The 21,118-nt window shown below is 33.3% G+C and carries 27 protein-coding genes; 5 read left to right on the top strand and 22 right to left on the bottom strand.

Translation table 11 applies throughout. The annotated features are described in order from the left end of the window. Positions 1–18: 18 nt before the first annotated feature. From B3C18_RS10905 to B3C18_RS10890, 4 genes are all read right to left on the bottom strand, one after another. Positions 19–708 (bottom strand): RluA family pseudouridine synthase, encoded by a 690-nt coding sequence (locus tag B3C18_RS10905; RefSeq protein WP_291146568.1) that lies wholly within the window; start codon positions 706–708, stop codon positions 19–21. Positions 709–927: 219 nt separating this feature from the next. Beyond that, positions 928–1,746 (bottom strand): 3-methyl-2-oxobutanoate hydroxymethyltransferase, encoded by an 819-nt coding sequence (gene panB / locus B3C18_RS10900; protein WP_073484859.1) that lies wholly within the window; start codon positions 1,744–1,746, stop codon positions 928–930. A 64-nt stretch (positions 1,747–1,810) separates the two neighbouring features. Continuing rightward, positions 1,811–1,951: a hypothetical protein gene (locus B3C18_RS10895; RefSeq protein WP_291146565.1), complete on the bottom strand. Its 141-nt coding sequence runs from the start codon at positions 1,949–1,951 to the stop codon at positions 1,811–1,813. A 177-nt stretch (positions 1,952–2,128) separates the two neighbouring features. Then, positions 2,129–3,556, bottom strand: a complete 1,428-nt coding sequence (locus B3C18_RS10890) for an L-serine ammonia-lyase (RefSeq protein WP_291146563.1) — start codon at positions 3,554–3,556, stop codon at positions 2,129–2,131. Positions 3,557–3,875: 319 nt separating this feature from the next. On the opposite strand from B3C18_RS10890, the gene B3C18_RS10885 reads away from it, so the two are divergent. Genes B3C18_RS10885 through B3C18_RS10870 form a run of 4 tightly spaced genes read left to right on the top strand, consistent with a single transcriptional unit; the run spans position 3,876 to position 7,782 of the window. Next, the gene (locus B3C18_RS10885) at positions 3,876–6,023 is read left to right on the top strand and encodes a cation:proton antiporter (protein ID WP_291146561.1); all 2,148 of its coding nucleotides are present in this window, start codon (positions 3,876–3,878) and stop codon (positions 6,021–6,023) included. A gap of 24 nt (positions 6,024–6,047) precedes the next feature. Beyond that, positions 6,048–6,791, top strand: coding sequence for a DUF2625 domain-containing protein (locus B3C18_RS10880; protein ID WP_291146559.1), 744 nt, complete (start codon positions 6,048–6,050; stop codon positions 6,789–6,791). Positions 6,792–6,834: 43 nt separating this feature from the next. Beyond that, positions 6,835–7,401: a hypothetical protein gene (locus B3C18_RS10875; RefSeq protein ID WP_291146557.1), complete on the top strand. Its 567-nt coding sequence runs from the start codon at positions 6,835–6,837 to the stop codon at positions 7,399–7,401. 18 nt (positions 7,402–7,419) lie between these two features. Further along, entirely contained in the window at positions 7,420–7,782 is a 363-nt protein-coding gene (locus tag B3C18_RS10870) for a VOC family protein (RefSeq protein ID WP_291147007.1), read from the top strand. A 92-nt stretch (positions 7,783–7,874) separates the two neighbouring features. On the opposite strand, the gene B3C18_RS10865 is transcribed toward B3C18_RS10870, so the two are convergent. The 6 genes from B3C18_RS10865 to B3C18_RS10840 all read right to left on the bottom strand — a co-directional run bounded on the left by B3C18_RS10865 (position 7,875) and on the right by B3C18_RS10840 (position 11,787). Then, positions 7,875–8,558: a mutarotase gene (locus B3C18_RS10865; protein WP_291146555.1), complete on the bottom strand. Its 684-nt coding sequence runs from the start codon at positions 8,556–8,558 to the stop codon at positions 7,875–7,877. A 5-nt stretch (positions 8,559–8,563) separates the two neighbouring features. Then, positions 8,564–8,932: an iron chaperone gene (locus tag B3C18_RS10860; protein ID WP_073484868.1), complete on the bottom strand. Its 369-nt coding sequence runs from the start codon at positions 8,930–8,932 to the stop codon at positions 8,564–8,566. A gap of 87 nt (positions 8,933–9,019) precedes the next feature. Beyond that, a complete protein-coding gene (locus tag B3C18_RS10855; RefSeq protein ID WP_291146552.1) occupies positions 9,020–9,487 on the bottom strand; it encodes an SRPBCC family protein in 468 nt (155 codons plus the stop codon). 107 nt (positions 9,488–9,594) lie between these two features. Continuing rightward, positions 9,595–10,272, bottom strand: coding sequence for a porin family protein (locus B3C18_RS10850; protein ID WP_291146550.1), 678 nt, complete (start codon positions 10,270–10,272; stop codon positions 9,595–9,597). 166 nt (positions 10,273–10,438) lie between these two features. Beyond that, on the bottom strand, positions 10,439–11,389 hold the full coding sequence (locus B3C18_RS10845) for a polysaccharide deacetylase family protein (protein WP_291146548.1): 951 nt from the start codon (positions 11,387–11,389) through the stop codon (positions 10,439–10,441). Positions 11,390–11,394: 5 nt separating this feature from the next. Beyond that, entirely contained in the window at positions 11,395–11,787 is a 393-nt protein-coding gene (locus B3C18_RS10840; RefSeq protein WP_291146546.1) for a DoxX family membrane protein, read from the bottom strand. Between the two features lie 84 nt (positions 11,788–11,871). Between B3C18_RS10840 and B3C18_RS10835 the strand changes: the two genes are divergently transcribed. Then, the gene (locus B3C18_RS10835) at positions 11,872–12,708 is read left to right on the top strand and encodes a helix-turn-helix domain-containing protein (protein ID WP_291146544.1); all 837 of its coding nucleotides are present in this window, start codon (positions 11,872–11,874) and stop codon (positions 12,706–12,708) included. Between the two features lie 17 nt (positions 12,709–12,725). On the opposite strand, the gene B3C18_RS10830 is transcribed toward B3C18_RS10835, so the two are convergent. From B3C18_RS10830 to B3C18_RS10775, 12 genes are all read right to left on the bottom strand, one after another. Continuing rightward, positions 12,726–13,307, bottom strand: a complete 582-nt coding sequence (locus B3C18_RS10830) for a TIGR00730 family Rossman fold protein (RefSeq protein WP_291146542.1) — start codon at positions 13,305–13,307, stop codon at positions 12,726–12,728. Between the two features lie 66 nt (positions 13,308–13,373). After that, on the bottom strand, positions 13,374–13,901 hold the full coding sequence (locus B3C18_RS10825) for a GNAT family N-acetyltransferase (RefSeq protein WP_291146540.1): 528 nt from the start codon (positions 13,899–13,901) through the stop codon (positions 13,374–13,376). A gap of 244 nt (positions 13,902–14,145) precedes the next feature. Continuing rightward, the gene (locus B3C18_RS10820) at positions 14,146–15,270 is read right to left on the bottom strand and encodes a lactonase family protein (RefSeq protein WP_291146538.1); all 1,125 of its coding nucleotides are present in this window, start codon (positions 15,268–15,270) and stop codon (positions 14,146–14,148) included. Between the two features lie 24 nt (positions 15,271–15,294). Next, a complete protein-coding gene (locus B3C18_RS10815) occupies positions 15,295–15,822 on the bottom strand; it encodes a GNAT family N-acetyltransferase (RefSeq protein ID WP_291146536.1) in 528 nt (175 codons plus the stop codon). 167 nt (positions 15,823–15,989) lie between these two features. After that, entirely contained in the window at positions 15,990–17,093 is a 1,104-nt protein-coding gene (locus B3C18_RS10810) for an MBL fold metallo-hydrolase (RefSeq protein ID WP_291146534.1), read from the bottom strand. Between the two features lie 2 nt (positions 17,094–17,095). Next, a complete protein-coding gene (locus B3C18_RS10805) occupies positions 17,096–17,518 on the bottom strand; it encodes a DUF1801 domain-containing protein (RefSeq protein WP_291146532.1) in 423 nt (140 codons plus the stop codon). Between the two features lie 6 nt (positions 17,519–17,524). After that, positions 17,525–18,574: a serine hydrolase domain-containing protein gene (locus tag B3C18_RS10800; RefSeq protein ID WP_291146530.1), complete on the bottom strand. Its 1,050-nt coding sequence runs from the start codon at positions 18,572–18,574 to the stop codon at positions 17,525–17,527. Positions 18,575–18,663: 89 nt separating this feature from the next. Beyond that, on the bottom strand, positions 18,664–19,032 hold the full coding sequence (locus B3C18_RS10795) for a nuclear transport factor 2 family protein (RefSeq protein WP_291146528.1): 369 nt from the start codon (positions 19,030–19,032) through the stop codon (positions 18,664–18,666). An 82-nt stretch (positions 19,033–19,114) separates the two neighbouring features. Then, the gene (locus B3C18_RS10790; RefSeq protein ID WP_291146525.1) at positions 19,115–19,795 is read right to left on the bottom strand and encodes an aspartate/glutamate racemase family protein; all 681 of its coding nucleotides are present in this window, start codon (positions 19,793–19,795) and stop codon (positions 19,115–19,117) included. A gap of 12 nt (positions 19,796–19,807) precedes the next feature. Then, positions 19,808–20,023 (bottom strand): ArsR family transcriptional regulator, encoded by a 216-nt coding sequence (locus B3C18_RS10785; protein WP_291146523.1) that lies wholly within the window; start codon positions 20,021–20,023, stop codon positions 19,808–19,810. Between the two features lie 7 nt (positions 20,024–20,030). After that, on the bottom strand, positions 20,031–20,693 hold the full coding sequence (locus tag B3C18_RS10780; RefSeq protein WP_291146521.1) for a hypothetical protein: 663 nt from the start codon (positions 20,691–20,693) through the stop codon (positions 20,031–20,033). After that, the gene (locus B3C18_RS10775; protein ID WP_291146519.1) at positions 20,693–21,109 is read right to left on the bottom strand and encodes a hypothetical protein; all 417 of its coding nucleotides are present in this window, start codon (positions 21,107–21,109) and stop codon (positions 20,693–20,695) included. Before B3C18_RS10775 ends, B3C18_RS10780 begins: the two co-directional genes overlap by 1 nt. Positions 21,110–21,118: the final 9 nt, after the last annotated feature.

The following is a 21,118-nucleotide window of genomic DNA, read 5'->3' as shown; positions in this document are numbered from 1 at the left end:
ACAATTTAATCATAAAAATCAGACGGCATTCCAAATCGTTTCATCTGGAGTTGGCGCAATGATTGTAATGTTTTCTTTTGAAACAGGATGAACAAAAAACAGTTTTCTGGCATGAAGATGAATTCCGCCATCAGGATTGCTTCTGTCTGCTCCATATTTTAAATCGCCCTTTATTGGAGAACCAATTGCCGACAATTGCGCACGAATTTGATGATGACGCCCTGTATGAAGATTGATTTCCAGAGCCGTATAATTTTGAAGTTCTTTTATTATTTTATAATCCAGACTGGCTAGTTTACTGTCCGGAACTTCTTTTAAATGCGCTTTTGAAGTATTGTTTTTTTCGTTTCTTTTTAAATAATGAATCAATTTAGCAGTTGCTTCAATAGGTTTATTTTTTACAACAGCCCAATACGTTTTTTTAGTTTCACGATTACTGAACAATTCGTTCATTCGTGTTAACGCTTTACTGGTTCTCGCAAAAACCACAATTCCGGTTGTAGGACGATCTAAACGATGAATCACACCCAAAAAAACATCACCCGGTTTATTGTATTTGTCTTTTATGTATTCTTTTACTACATCAGATAAAGGTTTATCGCCCGTTTTATCACCTTGTACAATATCGCCAACGCGTTTGTTAACCACAATGATGTGATTGTCTTCATGCAAGATTTGGAGATTATTTTTATCCGAAAGAATTTTCATATTAGACGTATGGAATTGATTTTAGATTTTAGATTTCTGATTGTAGATTGGAAAAGTTTGGCTAAAGCCTTTTAGTAGGCTTAAAAATTAACCTCCAGCTAAAGCTGGAGGCAATTAAATTTTTGTGTTTTTTTAAACCTTTGAATCTTTGTCACTTTGAACCTTTGTACCAAAAAAAGCTTAGTACCTCAGAATCTTAGCAACTTAGAACCTTAAAAACTAATATTGTTCCCCAGCATTAGGAAAATCACTCGACTTAACATCGGCAGCATATTGACCAATTGCTTTTGTCATTAGTTCGTATAAATTTAAATAACGACGTAAGAAACGCGGGCTGAATTCATTGTTCATTCCTAACATATCGTGAATAACCAAAACTTGTCCGTCAACACCGCCTCCGGCACCAATTCCAATAACCGGAATCGAAATACTTTTAGCTACTTTTTCGGCTAAATCAGCAGGGATTTTTTCAAGAACAACACCAAAACAGCCTATTTTTTCAAGCATTTTAGCATCTTCAATTAATTTTTCAGCTTCTTCTTCTTCTTTTGCACGAACGCTGTACGTTCCGAATTTATAAATAGACTGAGGCGTTAAACCTAAATGCCCCATAACCGGAATTCCTGCGTTTAATATTTTTTTGATAGATTCTTTAATTTCTTTTCCACCTTCAAGTTTTACAGCATGTCCGCCGCTTTCTTTCATAATTCTGATAGCAGAACGCAAAGCTTCTTTAGGATCAGACTGGTAACTTCCAAAAGGTAAATCAACCACAACCAAACCTCTTTCTACAGCACGAACTACAGATGAAGCATGGTAAATCATTTGATCTAAAGTAATTGGCAGCGTCGTTTCGTGACCCGCCATAACATTTGATGCCGAATCTCCCACCAAAATAACATCGACTCCTGCGGTATCAACAATTTTAGCCATTGTATAATCATACGCGGTAAGCATAGAGATTTTTTCTCCGTTGCTTTTCATTTCAATTAATGACTTTGTTGTGATTCTTTTATAATCTTTTTTTGCTACTGACATTTTATATTTTTTTGAAGATGTAAAAGTATTGAATAATTATAACTTGAGAATCAGCAATAAAAGATTATTTCGACAGAAAAAGTTTTCCGTCTTTAAATTCTAATCTAAACTGATTGTCTTTCATTATGATAGAATATTTATGTGATGATTTTATCGAAGCTTCGATATAAGTTCCACATTTTTCAATGAAAGCTTTTTCGGACACTGAATTAAGTTGTTTTTATTTTTTTTGCCACAGATTAAAAGGATTTTCACAGATTTTTATTTTATGTAGATTTTAAAAAAAATAAGCAGATTTAATTTTAAATAAAATCTGCTTAAATCTGCAGAATCTGCGTGAAAAAATCATTTTAATCCTTTTAATCTGTGGCAAAAAATATATTTAGCAATCCGCCATGTTTACCGCAATGGCAAGTCCGCCTTCTGAGGTTTCTTTGTATTTAGAATTCATGTCTTTTGCCGTTTGCCACATTGTATTAATTACTTTGTCTAACGGAACTTTTGCATTTTTAGAATCGGTTTCAAGAGCCAATTCTGCTGCGTTTATGGCTTTTATAGCACCCATAGTATTTCTTTCGATACAAGGAATCTGAACCAAACCACCAATTGGGTCGCAGGTTAAACCTAAATGATGTTCCATTGCAATTTCTGCAGCCATTAAAACCTGAGCAGGAGTTCCGCCCATTAATTCGCAAAGAGCCGCCGCTGCCATTGATGACGAAACGCCAATCTCAGCCTGACAACCGCCCATAGCAGCAGAAATCGTAGAACCTTTTTTAAAGATACTTCCAATTTCTCCGGCAACCATCAAAAATTGTTTGATTTCTTTTTCGCCGGCATCATGATTTTCAATAACCAGATAATACATTAAAACTGCCGGAATAACGCCCGCACTTCCGTTTGTTGGCGCCGTAACAACTCTTCCTAACGAAGCATTTACTTCATTTACAGCCAATGCAAAACAGCTTACCCATTTTAAAATCTGACGAAATTTCACCTCCGTTTTTCTGATTTCTTCCAGCCAAGATTGCGGATCTTTATAATTTGATAAACCAATTAAATTTTGGTGCATATCAAAAGCGCGTCTGCGAACGTGTAATCCGCCCGGAAGGATTCCTCCGGTATGGCAGCCAATGTACATACATTCTAACATTGTATTCCAAATGCGCATTAACTCCGAATGAATTTCTTCCTCAGAACGCATTGATTTTTCGTTTTCGTAAACAATCTCAGAGATTGATTTGTTTTCAGAAACCGTATAATTTAAAAGCTCAACCGCATTTTGAATTGGAAACGGAAAAGCACATTTTATAACTTCTTTGATTTTAGCATTTTCGCGCTCTTCTTTTACCACGAATCCGCCGCCAATAGAATAAAAAGTAGATTCATATTCAGAATCGTCATTTTTATAAGCCGTGAATTTTAATCCATTGGCATGGAAAGGAAGAAAGTCTTTATTGAAAACAATATCCTGCAGAAAATAAAACGGAATTTTATATTCATTTGCGAGATTGATTTCGTTTGTATCTTCAATAGTTTTAATGATTCCGGCAATATTCTCAACCGGAATATATTCAGGATCCTGACCACTTAAACCAAGCATAACAGATAAATCAGTCGCGTGGCCTTTTCCGGTTAAGGAAAGAGAACCGTATAAATCGACTTTTACACGTTTAACCTGATCTAAAATTGAATCATTTTTTAACTCTTCTAAAAAACGTTCGGCGGCTCTCCACGGACCTAAAGTATGTGAGCTAGAAGGGCCAACGCCAATTTTAAGCATATCAAAAACAGAGATACATTCTTCCATTGTGCAATTTTTGTTAAGACAAAGATAATTGAATAATGCAATGATAGATTAATTTTGAATGTTAATCTTGCGTATTTGTTAAAAAAAATATTAAATTTTATCAATTTGACAACGAAATAAATTTAATTCCTTAATATGGGGTTTTCGTAAAATGTTCACCTTTTTTCGGTATTTTTGTAGAGATGCAACTATCAAAATCTGCTGTTTCTTTTAATTACCCAAAATTGAAAATTAACCGAAACTGTAGATGATTTCGTTTTAATTCTACCAATGTCTTTTTACGAAAATTTAAAATACCATAAAAAGATAAAATTATATTATGATAGAATTTTTCAAGCATTTTATACACGAATTTGAACTACCTCTCAGCAACCCAGTATTGATTTTCTCTTTAATACTTTTCATTATTCTGCTGTCACCCATTTTACTTAAAAAAATAAATATTCCGGGAATTATTGGTTTGATTATTTCTGGAGTTATCATTGGGCCGCACGGACTTAATATTTTGGCTAAAAACTCTGCTGTTGATTTATTTTCGACAATCGGGCTTTTGTACATTATGTTTATTGCGGGTTTGGAACTCGATATGAATGAGTTTAAAGCCAATCGAAACAAGAGTTTATTGTTCGGATTTTTCACGTTTATTCTGCCGCTTTCCATAGGTTTTCCGGTTTGTTTTTATTTACTGCAATACGATTTCAACGCCAGTTTTTTAACGGCTAGTATGTTTGCGACACATACTTTGGTAGCCTATCCAATTGTGAGTAAACTCGGAATTGCAAAAAATCAGGCTGTTGCTATTACCGTGGGAGGAACTATTTTAACAGATACCGCCGTTTTGATTATTCTGGCTGTAATTATGGGAAGTAGTCAGGGAAGTTTAAATCAGGCTTTTTGGATCAAATTAGGTATTTCATTGGCGATTTTCTCTGCCATTATGTTTTTATTGATTCCGAGAATTGCCAAATGGTTTTTCAAAAAACTGGAAAGTGAAAAACACGCCCATTATATTTTTGTTCTTTCTGTCGTTTTCTTTGCAGCCTTTTTGGCAGAAGTAGCAGGAGTAGAGCCTATTATTGGCGCGTTCGTTGCCGGTTTAGCCTTAAATCCTTTAATTCCGCAATCGTCGGCTTTAATGAACAGAATTGAATTTATTGGGAACTCCTTATTTATTCCGTTTTTCCTGATTTCTGTTGGAATGCTCGTTGATATCAGCGTAATTTTAAGCGGACCAACGGCTTTAATTGTTGCCGGAACTTTGAGTGTAGTGGCTATTTTTGGAAAATGGATTGCAGCCTTTTTTACGCAAGTCGTTTTTAAATACAGTAAAACCGAAAGACAGCTTATTTTTGGTTTGAGCAGCGCGCATGCCGCCGCAACTCTGGCTGTAATTTTAGTTGGTTTTAAGGCAAAAATTCTGGATGAAAATATCTTAAACGGAACTATTATTTTAATTCTGATTACTTGTATTGTGGCTTCTTTTGCAACCGAAAAAGCAGCTAAGAAAATAGCCATTTGCGAAGAAGAAATTTCACATACAGACGCAGATAAAGATCAAATTTTAGACGAGCATATTTTAATTCCGCTGGCAAAAACTTCGGCTGCAGCCAGTTTGCTGGATTTTGCACTTTTAATAAAAGATAAAAAATCATCAAATCCGATTACGCTTTTAACGATTGTACCAAATAACGATCAAGCCGAAAAGAACATTTTAAAATACCGAAAAGCGGTTGATAAGTTTGTAATTCAAGGTTCAGCATCTGAAGTGAAAATAAATACAATTGCAAGAATCGACCATAATCCGGCGAGTGGAATTGCCAGAACTTCTAAAGAAATAATGTCAGACATTGTGATTGTGGGCTGGCCAAAGAAAACAGGTTTCTTGGATAAAATTTTTGGGGAAAATGTAGATTCGATCATAAACAATGTTGACAAGAGTTTGTTTATTAGCAGATTTCAAAAAACATTTATTGAAGATAAAAGATTGGTGTTTATTTGTCCGCCGTTTTCAGAAAGAGGAATTGGATTCCATCTTTTATTACAGAAAATCTGCCGATTATCGCAAGAATTAAGTATTCCGATTGTAATTTATGCCGAATATAAAACGCATCAAACCATTCAGCAGATTGCAAATAATCTTCGACTGAATGCCAAATTAGGTTTTAAAAGTGTGATAGAATGGGATGATTTTGAATCGATTTCAGATGAGATTCGTGAAACGGATTTAATTGTTTTCAATTTATCGCGAAAAGGTTCTGTTTCATATCATTCTATTTTTGACAGACTGCCTCAAAAATTTGAAAAATTCTTCAACAATAATAACATCATTCTGGTTTATCCGCAAGACGATCGTAAAATCAGTTCTATGGATGCCTACGAAGATTTTACCGCATCACCGTTAACCAAAAGTTTAGAAGCAATCGAACAAATTGGACGCGGTTTAGGAAGTATTTTGAAGAAGGGTTAGATTTAAATAATTATAAGCCATTAAATGATACCAAAGTTTCCGTTAATTGTATTGACATTTTTAACTTTTGCAGCGACTGCACAAAACAAAATGAAAAAAGCCGAAGAACTTATTGATAAAGCAGACCCGGGCTGGACACTTGTAGAAGATTGGATTAAAACAGCAAAAAATAAGGTTGAGATTTTACCTGTTGATGCAGTAAAAGCAAAAGATGCTTTGTATAAAACTCAGGTTACAACCCGCTCGACAATGGGAGCGGTTATTTTTAATACTGGCGGAATTTTAGTTGATGATGGCTGGATTAGGATTTTGGGTTCCGGAAGTTTAAAATTTAATCGTTCCCTGCCAGATTGGAATAAAGGAAAATCATTTAATGAATTTGGAGAAACACCTGCTTTTTTATTAATTGCAGATGATGCAATTGGCGGTTTTTATTTTTTAAATGGAGGAGGATTAGGAACAGATGTAGGCAAAATTTATTATTTTTCTCCCGATAATCTGGAGTTTGAACCACTAGATATTACGTATTCTGAATTTTTAGGTTTTTGTTTTAGCAATGATTTAGATAAGTTTTACGAAGGCAACAGATGGAAGGACTGGAGAACAGAAGTCTCTAAATTAAAAGGCGACGAAGTATTCAATTTTTATCCATTTTTATGGACTGCTGAAGGAAACGATATTAATAAAAATACCCGAAAAATAATTCCAATTCAGGAACAATACAGTTTGAATTTAGATTTACGTAAACAGCTTGGGTTTGATAAATAAATATTCTAAAGTTTAGCTTTATTCTTTTAAAATTAATTACTAAATGAAAGAAAAACTATTTCTATGTTTTCTTCTAACATCATTTTTCTGTTTTTCTCAAGGTGGAAGAATAAATGGTAAATTGATTTTAAAAGATGTAGAAAACTATAAAAAAGTTTCTGAAAATACTTTTATCATTCTTAAAACAAGTAAAAGAATTGACAGTGTAAAAGTTGATAAAGATTTAAATTTCGTTTTTGAAAACTTAGAAGCTGGTCCAGTGCGGATATATCTTAATCCAAGGACTTATCCATTAAATAGATTTTACAAACATTCATTGAAAGAAAATGAGATTATAAATTTAGAAATTCCATATTGTTCCGTTTGTCCATATAATAAAGAGAATGACAATATATGTCCAGTTTGCCATAAAAATGATAATGTAATTCCAATTAAATACGGGCTAATTGCTAAAATTACATATGAAGACAAGAATGGTAATGAAACTGATAAAAATGGAAAAATAATTTCTAAAGAGGAAAAAGAAAAGATTACTTATAAACAAGGTGGTTGTGTAATTAGTGATTGTCACTCCAATTGGTTTTGTCAATTGGATCAAATAGATTTTTGAATTTAAAATAAAGCAATGATGAACCACAAAATAAAATCAATTCGACCATTTATTGGAGCAAAAGACTTTGACGTTTCGAGAAGTTTTTATCGTGATTTAGGATTTGAAGAAGTAGTTTTAGAATCTAATTTTTCTGTTTTTAAATCAGGAGAAACTGCCTTTTATCTACAAGATTATTATGATAAAAGCTGGATTGAAAACACGATGATTTTTCTTGAAGTTGATGATACTGATCGTTATTATAAGGAACTTTTAGCCTTAAATTTAACTGAAAAATATGGCGTAAAACTAACGCCAACACGCCATTTAGACTGGGGAAGTGAATGTTTTCTGCACGATCCGTCTGGGGTATTGTGGCATTTCGGAACATTTAAAAAATAAGTTTGCCACGACCCGAGCGATAGCGAACAGGCGAAGCAATTACACTAATTAAAAATAAAAATTCGTGGAAATTAGTGTAATTCGTGGCTATTTCAATTTGTTAGAAAATCTTCTAAGTGAATTGTGTTTTCTTCTCTCTGATACCAATCATTAAAAACTAATTCGAGTTTATCGGCTGTGAAATCTCCAAAATTATAATCTCGAAATTGCTCAACAACTTCAATTAATTTTTCAGGATTTTGAAGATTTTCTGTAAAACGCATTACTGTTGAATGCGCTGTAGCAATTGAATAACGACTATCAATACTTTGTTCCAAAGTTGAATTTCTAAAATTCTCCCGAAGTTTATTTCTTAAATTATTCAAAGTTTCATCAAAAGGAAATCCCTGAATCATAATAGCAGAATTTGAAGCTGTAACGCCGCGAAATTCAATTTTGATTTCGCCTAAATCTTCTAAACTTTTCTCGATAATCTTGATATAATCTTCAACATTAATTTTATCTAAACTAAAACCTTCATAACACGAAATAATCGACATTACCGTAATATGAATATCAGAATTAGGATAATAATATTGATTAGGTTCAACGGCTTTTAATTCATTTAAAAACAGCTGAATATTGCTTTTTATTTTTTCGCTGGGGCGGAGGAGAAGTGTAATACCAAATCGGGAATCTGAAGTATCATTTATTTTGGAATCTAAACTGTAATTTCCGCTTAAAATAGTTTCAGAAGATGTTTTATAAAGTTGATTGTAATGTTCTGCTAAATTCATTTCGGTTATTTCTTTTTCGCTTTCTCCAGATTTTGCTTTACTCTAAATTTCACAATTTTAGTAATTAAATCATATGGCATTTTTTCTTTTAAAGGAAACTGAACCGAACCTTTCCCAGATTTATACTTAGAAAGTTCTGCCGCAAAAGCTTCATGTCCGCTAGGTAAAGCATACAATCCTATATGATTTTTAAAAGCCGCAAAATAAACCACGATTCCGTTTTGGTCAAAAGCCGGCATCGAATAGCTGATTTTTTCCTTTGCATCCGGCGCTGCTTTCTGAATCGTCATTCTAACTTTCTCTAAAATTTCCTGAACATCATTGGGAAATGCGCCAATGTATTCGTCGATATTTTCGGGTTTCTTTGTATCCATGATTTTTAGTTTTTTTTGTTTCATGTTTCAAGTTTCAGGTTGCTGTAGAGAACTTGAAACTAAAGAAACTTGAAACATGAAACTTTTCTATGCCAGCCCTTTTGGGAATCTGTCCAAAACTAAATTTAACTGTAATTGATGTTCCAAAAATGCTTTTGCTCCGGCTAAAACTAACGTAAAACCTTCGGTAGAATTGCGAACCTGATCGATAATTTTATCTGAATCTCCTTTTAAACCTGAGTTTGTAATGCTCACGAAAGTTTCATTTTCGTTTAGCGGTGTAAAAATCCATTCAACTAAAGTCGTTTCATCAGGATTTCCCCATTCAATAACAATCTTTTTATTTTCCTGTAAAACCAATGTTTTAACCGAAAGTGAAAAACCATACATTTCCCAAGTCCATTCGGTTTTTTGGTTTTCTTCTAATCTTCCGGAACCTTTTGTAAACCAAAATTTACTGGTAATTTCCGGATCAATAAAAGCCTGAAAAACTTCTGAAACAGGTTTTCTAATCAGCATTTCGGCTTTTGCAAATTTGTTGTTTTCTGGTTTCATTTTCAACGTTAGATGTTATAAGTTAAATGTGAGAAGTTAGTTTAACTTCCTTCTTTTCTTGAAACCTCTAATTTATGAAATTGCTGTAGGAAAATGATAAAAATGAATTAAAATGTAAATCCAGTAATTAAATTAAGAGAATTTGTTTTCATAGATTCATCAGTTGGCATCGCAGGTTTAGCAATGTCAGTTAATCCTAAATTTTCTCGTAATTCAACATAAATAGAATGGTTATCATTTAACTTAAATTCTTTTCCAAAACCTGCTGAAATTCCAAAATCTATTGACTTTCTGTATTTGGTATCTTCAATATCTTCATCTGAGTCTTGTGGACGGGAAGTTTCATACTTCATTCCGGATTTAAGTAAATAGCCTAAATAAGGTCCACCATTTATATAAAAACTCTTATTGTGAGTGAAATTGAATTTTAGCATTATGGGAAGTGTAATATAATTTAGGTATGTAGTTCCTTTAAAATTATAAATCGCATCTGGTGAGATTACTGGTGATTCAGAATACCAATCTATTGTTGATCCTTTAGTAACTTGTGTTTTTCTGTCATAACTTAAATCAGCTCTTAAAGAGAGGCTTTCATTTAATTTATATTGAAGTGAAACTCCAAATAAATAGGAAAAACCAGGTTTTTCACCTGTGAAAGATTCATAACCTCTAAATTTTGAATAAGTTAGTCCGGCTTGCACTCCAAATTTAACTTTTGAATCCTGAGCAGTTGTTTTGAATGTAATTAAAGTAATGGCAAATAATAAAAAAGTAATTTTTTTCATGTTTTTGGTTAAATTTTTTGAGGGCGAATATATGTAATTAAGATTTAGTTTTTCTATCAATTCATTGCTCAGTATTTAAAAATGAAAAAAATCCACACAAGTTTTTACCTGTATGGATTTGATCGGTTAGATTTAAATCTAAAATCTAAAATCTAAAATAAATATATTATTCTCTAATTGTAGTTTTATCATGAAGCGCAATCTCAGCAATTTCGTCTTTACGTTTAAAACTCACACCTTGATGCTGCTGCATATATTTAATAAGATCGCTTGTAGCTTTAACCATTTGAGGTGTTCCGCCAATACGATCATGAAAACTAATTGACATTTGTCGGCGTTGTGTTTCGCTTTCGGCATATAATTGGTCAAATTCCAGTTTTGCCTGCTGCAAAAACTGATCTGCCGAAAAGTTTTTCCCTTCAATTAAAACAATATCATTGCATCTAATGGTATAAGGAACAACTGCAAAATCTTTATTTTTTACCTGAATGATAAAAGGTTCATCGCGGCTAAGATCATCAATATGATATTTGAATCCCAATTCCTGCAGAATCTCAAGTGTATTTTGCCCTCGGCGTAACCAGTTTGCATTGTAGCCAACCGGAGTAAAACCGGTAACTTTTTTTATGGCATCAACACCATCTTTTATGAACTTTTTTTCCTCGTCATAAGGCATTGTGTATTGTGTACTCCAGCTCATTCCATGCGCAGCCGCTTCGTGGCCTCTTTGTACAATTTCTTTGGCTAACTCAGGATTTTTTAAAACAGCGGTTCCAACCATGTGAGAAGTTACTTTTACACCTAGTTTATCCCAATTGTCGAGCATACGCGGAACACCTTCTTTATATCCGTATTCATACCAGGTTGCGGCAGGAAGATCAATAAAGCCTTTTTGTATATTTTGAGGAAATGGACTTTCGGCATTTTGAGGTTGTCCTCCGGCTTCAAACTGCATCGAAATCGAAACCACTAATCTTGAACCGTCTGCCCATTTTGTTTTTTGCGGAGAGAAAACAGGAGCATTTTTTGAAACTTCTGAAAAAGTTTCAATAGGATTTATCATTCCCACCATTCCGATTATTCCGGTTTGTTTAATAAAATTTCTTCTTGAACTCATACTATTTATTTTTTAATTAAGGTATCAATAGCCCAGCTATTATAAGCTGCAAAATGCAATAGCAGAGCAAAAAAAGCAATGTGAATTAATTGTGACGGAACGGCTTCCCAGTTCTCTATTAGAGATGTACCAAATAATAAGACAAGCATAACAACAGCTCCGGCAATTAAAGATGGTTTGGTAAATAAGCCTAATAAAAGTAAAAGACCAATGGTAAATTCGGCTATTGGTAAAATATAACTGAATGGTGTTACGAGGATTTTTGGCAGCATTGAATTTTCAAAAGTGCCCACCATCCAATTACTGAAAGTGGTAAGTTTTGGTAGACGAACTAATCCGTGGCCAAACATGCTGATTGCGATTGCAAGACGTAATAATAAAAAAGAGGTTGTTTCCATATTAAGTGATTTTATACTACAAAGTTGCGGATAACAGCTTTTTAAAATTTGTACAATCATTGGAATAATTTGTACTTTTGCAAGATGGAAATTAGAAATTTATACCATCCTTTTGAACTTCAGTTTTTAGAAGTTTTAGAATATGAAGCGAAAGAACGTAAAAATACTTTTTTTGAAATGGTTTTTGTTCTCGAAGGAAAAGGAACTCAAATTATAAACGATCATCGATGGCCTTACAGCAGCGATAAGTTTTTTTTGATCTTTCCGCAAGATACACATAGTTTTGAAGTTATAGAGAAAACAAAATTTTTCTTTATTCGGTTTCATGACAGTTATCTTAAAACACAAAGCAACGATTGGATTCAGAAACTTGAATTTATTTTTCACAATCACAACCACAGGCCAGGCTGTATTTTAAAAACAGTAACAGACAAACCTTTGGTCAGGGCGATGATTGAAGCACTTATCAGAGAAGAAAGTACAAATTTTCCGCAGCAACAGGAAGTTATTAAGCAAATTTTAAATACGATTATTACAATTGCGGCCAGAAACATTTCGCTTATTGCGCCTCTTAACCTTAACCAAACGAATGTGGTTCCGAGTTTGGATTTATTGAATTATGTGCATCAGAATATTTATCAGCCGGAACAATTAAAAGCGTCGAATATGGCGGCGGCATTTAATGTTTCGTCAACTTATATCAGCGAATATTTTAAAACCAAAACGGGGCAGAGTATTCAGGAATACACAATGGCCTATAAAGTAAAATTAATAGAAACCCGATTAAAGTTTACCAATATGCAGATCAACGAAATTGTGTACGAATTTGGTTTTAGCGATGCAAGTCACCTGAATCGCTTGTTTAAAAAACATACAGGCATGAATCCAAGTGACTATAAAAAGCTGTTTAAAAAAGTTTAATTGAAATGAGACAGTAATTAAACTTTATCTTTATTAATCCATTTTGTAACAGTAGGAGCAGTATAATTTTTCATTTGATGTAATAAATCATCAATATTATCGCTTACTAAAAGCATTTCCAGATATACATCTTTCATAAAACCTTTTTCGACCATGGTTTTGGATAAGGCGATTAAAGAATCATAAAAACCATTGATGTTTAAAATTGCGATTGGTTTTTTATGTAAGCCTAACTGCGACCAGGTAAGCATTTCAAAAAGTTCTTCTAAAGTTCCAAAACCACCCGAAAGTGCAATTACGCCATCACATAAATCATTCATTTTCATTTTTCTTTCATGCATGTTTTCAACCAAAATTAATTCGGTTAAACCTAAATGTGCTATTTCTTTTGATCTTAAAAAATTAGGAAGAACGCCAATTACAGTTCCGTTTTCGCTCAAAGCACCATCCGCAACAGCGCCCATTAAACCAACATTTGCTCCGCCATAAACTAAATCAATATTTTGTTTGGCTAAAGTTTTCCCTAATAATTCGGCTTGTTCTCTAAAAATTTCGTCGGTACCAAAACTTGATCCGCAGAAAACGCTTATTCTTTTCATGTTGTTAGTATGAATTAAAATTAAAAATTATGAATTAAAATATTTATAAACTGTTACTGCAAACTATCACTTTTTCAGTTCATATTCAAAGTGTGGTGATATATTGATGCCATTCATTGTAGTGAGCACTACATTTATTTTTTTTGCACCAAGTTTTAAAACGGCTTTTTGAGATCGAAAATTTTCTGCACCAATATGAAAAAAGATAGAATTTACATATTGAAAGGCATAATCGATTAACAGTTTTTTTGTTGATTTATTATAAGGTCCGCCCCAGTATTTTCTCGAAAGAAAAGTATAACCAATGGCAACGCTTGATTTCTCTGGATTGTAATCATAATAACGTGTGGTTCCCATAATTTCATTACTTTGTTTGTCTAAAATTAAAAAAGCACCTTTAGAATTTAATCCAGCATCAAAAAAAGTTTTAAAACCGTCTCTGTTACTTCTGTCTTTTGCAGGATGCTGTTCCCAAATTAAAGGATCTGAAGCGACTTTGTAAAGTTCTTCAAAATGATTTTCCTCAAGCGGAATTAATTTTACAATTTCGTCTTCTAAAAAATCGGGCTGTAAGTTGAAATTTGATAATGTCATTTTATAGCGTTTTTTTATTGTTTATTTTTTTTTGCCACTCCCGATAGCTATCGGGATAAAAGGATTAAAATGATTTTTTTTTGTCATTTCGAGGAACGAGAAATCGCACAAGTAATTCTGCAACGAGAATCGCCAATCTTTGTCGATTTTCGAGTGCGATTTCTCCTTTCAGTCGAAATGACAAAAAACCGTGTAAACCCTGTTTAAATCAGTAAAATCCGTGTGCCATCAATCCATCAATCCATCAAATCCGTCTAATCTGCACACAAGAAACATTCTCCATTTTAATTTCTTTTCCTGTTTTCTTCAATAATCCTGTCTTAGGATTTCTTCTAAAAACAATAATATTTCCGGTATTTACATTTGTGGCAACCAAGAATTTTCCGGTTTCATCGATTGCAAAAACTCTCGGATGTTTTCCCAAAGTCGATTGATAACCAATGTTTTTCAATAATCCATTTTCATCAATAGAAAAAATGGCAATGTTATTTTCTTTCCCGCGGTTTGTGGCGTACAGAAATTTTCCATCTGGCGAAATATGAATATCAGAACTTTCAAAACCATCTTTTATTTTATCAGAATGTGTTGCAATACGTTGAATTTTATTTAGAGTTCCATTTTCATACCTATAAACACTTATCTGTCCCGCCATTTCTTCAATACAATAACCAAATTTTTGATTCGGATGAAAAGTAAAATGTCTTGGCCCGGCTTCTAAATCAGTTTTTGTAAATGGAGTTTGAGCTTCGGTTAAAGGCTGTTTTTTATTTTCATCAAAAGCATAACTGCGAATTTTATCCGCGCCTAAATCGGGTAAAAATAAATAATCGAATTGAGGTGAAAATACGGCCGAATGAACGTGAGATCTCGTTTGTCTTTCCTTGTGCGTACTTCCATCTATATATTGAAAATTCTGTGCGATAGAATCAATTTTTCCGTTTTCCAGAATTGGGAAAACCGAAACACTTCCTTCTGTATAATTAGCATTTGCAATCCATTTTCCGCTTTTATGAACCGTAACATAAACTGGGTTTTCGCCGCCGCTTCTCTGGCTGTTTAAAAAAGTAAGACTTTTATTTTCGGGATTAAATTCAAAACTGCTTATACTTCCGGCATTTGGCGTTTTGGTATCCGTGCAGGCGTAAACATATTTTCCGTTTGGTGAAACGGTCAAATACGAAGGATTTATAATGTCTTTTGCTGAGGCTATTTTGGATAGTTTTCCGTTTAAAGTATCTAATTGATAAACCTGAATTGCTTCTGCACTTTTATCTCGATTGTATGATCCTAAAAACACATAAGTATTTTGAGAAAACATACTAAATGTTATCAAAAATAGAATCGTTAGGAAGTTTATTTTTTGTTTCAAGGTTTTGTTTTTTGAATGTTAATTTTATGAAATAAGCGGTAATCTAAAACCAAATACTGCGAGTTCTCCCTGCATGAAATCTAAATCTAAAGATCTTTTAAAACCTAGTTTTTCATACATTTCCCAAGCTGTTTTCATGGCAAGTGTCGAATGAATAATAAGTTGTTTCTGTTTGTTTTCAGTTGCTTTTTTGATGCATTCTAATGTCAGTAGTTTACCAATTCCTTTTCCGCGCGCATTATGGTCAACGCCCAATAATCGAAATCCGGCCGAGTTTTTTTCCTGAGTTGCAATTCCGCCAGAACCATAATACTGCATATCATTAAAGAAAACAACCGCTCCAAGAATAGTATTGTTTTCATCAACAGCGACTAAAAGTTCCGTTTCCTGATGATTGGTAAAATCACTAATATTAGCCAGCATTTTATAATAATTGGGTTGTTCGTTTTCTTTTGGAAAACCCTCTAATTGCGAATAAACGCGAATTAAAAGTTTCCCAATTTCCTCAAATTCTGAAGGGAAAGCGTTTCGGATTATATAGTTTGTATTCATGTTTTCAGTCTCGGTTTTCAGTTTTCAGTCTCAGTCTCAGTTTTCAGTCTTGTCAGGCTGAGCGAAGTCGAAGCCCCTTTGCGTGCCCTTCGACTTCGCTCAGGGTGACAAAAGAGTGTTTCAGGTTTCAAGTTTTCAATCTAAAATCTAAAATCTGCAATCTAAAATTATTTCACCCCTTTCCACCATTGCTTAAATTCCTGATTTTCATTTTTCAGTTCAACTAATTCTCCAATCATTGGTGTAATTAAAGGAACTGGATTTGCTGAATTTGCATTCAGTTCGGTTACTTTAATTAACGGTTCATCCCAGGAATGCAGCGATAAAGAAAACTTCGACGAATGGACCGGAAATGCTCTTTTTGCTTTTAGATCCTGAATCGCCTGTATAACATCTTCGGGCATATTATGAATGTATTTCCAGCTTTTATTGTATTGACCGTTATCGATTAAAGCAATATCAAAAGGGCCGAATTTCTCACCAATTTCTGCAAAATGTTGGTCGTAGCCGCTATCTCCACCCAAATACATTTTAAAGTCTTTGGCTTCTAAAACAAAAGAAGTCCAAAGTGTATTGCAGCGTTTAAAACTTCTGCCTGAAAAATGTCTTGACGGCGTTGTATAAAGTGTTAGATTTTCGTCTAATTCAATTTTTTCATGCCAGTCTTTTTCGATAATATTTTCTTTTGGAAATCCCCAAAACTCAAAATGTGAACCAACGCCAAGTGCTGTGATTACTTTTTTTGTTTTTGGTTTTAGTTGAAGAATTGTTTTATAATCTAAATGGTCATAATGATCGTGTGTAAGCAGCAAATAATCAATTTCGGGAAGATCATCAACGGTGTAAATATCTGTTCCTTTAAATGATTTTGTAGTGCCCGCAATAGGAGAGGCGTTACCGCTAAAAACAGGATCGATTAAAAATCGTTTTCCTTCAAGCTGAATATAATAAGACGAATGTCCAAACCAAACTAAAACATCCTGATCGAGAGGAATTTCATGCAAATTGGTTTTGATTGACGGAATTAAATCTGTTGGAATTTTTCGGTCTACTTTTTTGAAGAAAAATTCACTTAAAACGCTAAAATAAGTCGCGCCTTCAGCAAGATCCGGTGTAAAGTTTTGGTTTTCGAATTTTCCGTTTTTGTATTGAGGTGATTTTTCAATTAAAGCTAATCTTTCGCCGGAAGGCTTTTTTCCGAATTTTGGATGTTGTAAAAAGTTGTAAACGAGAAGAACTATTATTAATAATAGAATTAAGAATGTGATCATTTTTATTTTTGGGGATATAAATTTTGGACTTCTTCAATCGAAAGCGAAAGGATCTTTTTTAAGATTTCGATTTCGATATCAGCTAATTTCTTGATGTAAATACAGGCTTTTGATACTTTATATTTTCCCAGGTTTGAAAAAAGTTCTTCTCTCTTTTCTTCGGGTAAATAAAAATAAACTGTTGTTGCTGCTTTTCTGGGAGAAAAAGCGGCAAGAGGCGCATCGCCTTCGTGTCCCGTGGCATATTTGTAATGATAAGTTCCAAAACCAATAATGCTTGGTCCCCACATTTTAGGTTCAAAACCCGTGATTGATTTCATTATTTTTATCAGTTCAAAAGCGTCATTTCTTTTTGCTTCACTATCTACAGCATTTATAAAATCAAGAACACTGCTTTCTGTTTCTGCGGTTTTATTCTTTGCCATTGCCTTTTATTTTTGATGTACTAAATCGCTTTTCAGTAGAATATTTTTGATTTTAAATTCAGAAATATAAAACAAATCGCGGCTTTCGTTCATTTGATTTTCTAACACAATTAAGCTGACATCGCTTTCAGGAAAATACAAATTTACCGAAGAAAACCCGTCGCCTAAACCTGTATGCCCCACATATTTTACAGCTTCTTTCTCAATAATTTTAATTCCGTAACCATAGCCTTCATCTGCTTTTCCGAAGAAATTATGTTGTGCCAATATATTATATTTCAGCATTAATTGATAGGTTTCTGGTTTTAGGATTTTTCCTTTATGAAGATTATTATTCCAAACTGATAAATCATTTACGGTAGAAACAATTCCGTCTGCGCCTAAACTTTGCGGTGTAATTTGCGTAGTTTTTACAGCTTCAAACTTTCCATTGGAGTTAATATTTCCTGTAACTATATTTTGTGTTTTATCTTTAGCATAGCAAAATGTATTGTTCATTTTTAGTTTCTTAAAAAGAGTATTCGCCACTTCAGTATAACTTTTTTTGGTAGTAAATTCAACAATTTTTCCAGCAAGACTAAAACTTAAATTTCCGTAGCTAAATTGAGTTCCGGGTTTAAAAGCTAAAGGTTTTTGCAAATCGACAATTCCGTGTGTATGATTTAAAAGCTGATGAACCGTAACAGAATCTGCCCAAGGCTGCGTTAATTCCGGAAGATATTTTTTAATTGGCGATTGTAAATCGACTTTTCCTTTATCAACTTCCAATAAAAGTAAAACCGCAGCAACCTGCTTGCTGTTTGACATGATCTCGAATTGAGAGTTTATCGTTAAAGGTTTTTTAGTTTCAAAATTAGCAACACCTTTTACTTTTGAATATAAAGTTTTCCCGTTTTTAGAAATCAAAACAACACCATTAAAAACCGGAGAAGTGGTATGTTCAACCAAACTGTCAATTTTAGCGGTATAATCATCTTTCTTTTGTGCAGAAGAATTGCAGTATGACAAAAGAAAAGTCAAAAGTAATAAAGCAGGAATTTTGTATTTAATGTTCATTTTTTTAGTCTCGATTTTTTTTTAGTTTTCAGTCTCAGTCTCAGTTTTCAGTTTTCGACTCAGTTAATAATTAACAATTCACCATTAATTCAAAACATCCCATTCTCATTAACCATATCACCCGGAATTGGCTGTCCTAAATCCCAGAGTTCGATAATTTTGTCTGATTCGAATTTGAAAATATGAACTACAACAAATCCTAAATCGCTTGAATTTTGTTTTAAATGCGAATGTACAGCGACCAAATCATGATCGGCGATTATATGATGGATTTTAAAAATTTTATTTGGATTTGTTCTTGCCGATTCTTCCATTGCCAGCATCAAAGTCTGGGCATCTCCTTTAAAATGAATGTTATGATGTTTGAAATTTTTGCCCACATAAAGCCTAAAAGCTTCATGCGGATGTCCGCTTGCAGCAAGTTTTAAGAAGTTTTCTACGATTTCTTTCTTAGTCATAATCTAGAGGATTAAACAGCAAACTAAGTTATGAAAATTACGTTCTTAAAAAGCAAATAAAACGTATTATATTACTTGATTTCTATGACAGCATGAAATTAACAATAGCTTCAGCATGTATTTTTGTGGTATCAAATACAGGAACTGAAAAATGGGATTGATCGATAAGCATTGGAATTTCAGTACAGCCCAAAATAATGCCTTCGGCACCGCGCATAATTAATTCGTTTGTGATTTTAATATAGTTTTGTTTTGAATCCGGATTTATAATTCCTCTACCTAATTCTTCTTTCAAAACGTATTGTATGTAATCTCTAGTTTCTTGATTTTCAGGAACAAGAACATTTATTCCAAAACTTTTTAATTTGTCTTTATAAAAATCCATTTCCATTGTAAATGAAGTTCCCAGAAGCCCCACTGTAGAAAGTTTTTTTTGCGTAATTGCTTTTGATGTCTCGGTTCCTATGTGTATTAGAGGTAGTCCGGTTTCTTTCTCTAATTGATCTGCATAAAGATGTGCGGTATTAGCACATAATACTATAGCCTCAACATCGCTTTTTTTCAAACTTAAACATGCCTTTAGTAAAATATCAAACGAATTTTGCCATGTTTTTTCTTGGATATCGCCAAAGTTTACAGAGTAAATGAGACATTCCGCAAACTGCAGTCCGCCTAATTTTCTATTAACGCCTTCGTTGATTAGTTTATAGTAATCAATAGTCGATACCCAGCTGATACCGCCTACGAGACCAATTTTTTTCATTGTTTTATAAGATTATAAATCTTCAGGTTTTATCTGTGTTATATCGATGCCTAATTTTGTGAATTCTTTTTCACCTAAATCGGTAATATAAAAGTGTTTGTCGGCGGGATTTTTCCTGGCGATCCATCCTTTTTCAGCAAAAGTTACAGCGAGCAGTTGACCCAGTTTTCCGCCAATATGTTCGTAACACATTTTTGCCGGTTTTTGTTTGGGTAGTTTCTCGCTCATTTTATTCTTAATTACAATTTTCATTATAAAAAGCCGCAACTTGTTCTAAGCCGCTTCTCATTCTAAAATCTTTATTTTCAACTTTATCAGTGACTGCTTTACAATCTGAAAAATATTTTAAGACATTTTCCCTTAAAGTAGAGGACAAAGGATTGTAATTGCCTAATGCTGTCAGTTTTTCTTCAGAAGGTCTTTTAGCAAAATAATAGGTTGCGGTGTTATCTACTGACATTCCTATTCCCATGCCTATTCCTCCGCCGCTCATTCCTACATTCATTCCAGTACCCATTCCGGGATAACTGGAATAAGTACAATAAAGTTCTACATTATTTCCTGAAACTACTTCTAAAACAGCAACAAATTTGTCACTGTTTGTAGTTTGAAAAAATTTATAGACTTCTGTAAGAGTATCCGATTTTTTAATTTTTACGAGTTTGATTTGCGAAAAATCAATTTCACGTTTATCAGTTCCTGCGTAATTTTTATATTTAAAACTATCGAATTTTAATTTTCCGAAACCATTTAAAGAATCTCCAGATTTTAAAACTATTAATGAATGATTCATTTGAGCGTTTCCAATACTAATGGTTAGTATTGAAAAGAATAAAAGTAATCTTGAGATCATAAAATAACGGTGGTATTTAAGGTAATTTGCAGCCAAATTAGGCATTAGGATTGTTTTTTACAAACTAATCTCAAAGCCAAATAAGCAGTTGGAATATAAGCAAAAACCAAATCTACAAATGTAAACCACATTGGCGATGGCAGGGAACAAACGCTTACAATTCCGCCCAGTAAAAAGAAAGCTCCAATTACTAAGGACAATTTCTTTTTATGATTAACAGCGATTAAAGCCGTTGTAACTGCTCCTGCAAATGTTCCGATTGCGTGAGCCAGAAATGGAAAAATAAAATGCTGAACTTCAAATAAATGCATGGTTTTCTGCAAACCTTCCATCGTTGTATTGTCAACTCCATCTGGCGGTGGAATAATAGAGTTACTGATTAGAATAATACTCATATTCACAATACTTCCAATAATAATTCCGGCAATAACAGCCAAAGTATTCCTTAAAACGGGGTTCATAATTTTGAT

The sequence above is a fragment of the Flavobacterium sp. UBA7680 genome (assembly GCF_002482975.1).
Taxonomy (GTDB): domain Bacteria; phylum Bacteroidota; class Bacteroidia; order Flavobacteriales; family Flavobacteriaceae; genus Flavobacterium.
Note: the sequence above shows the minus strand (reverse complement) of the source record. Positions and strands in the feature narration are given on the sequence as shown.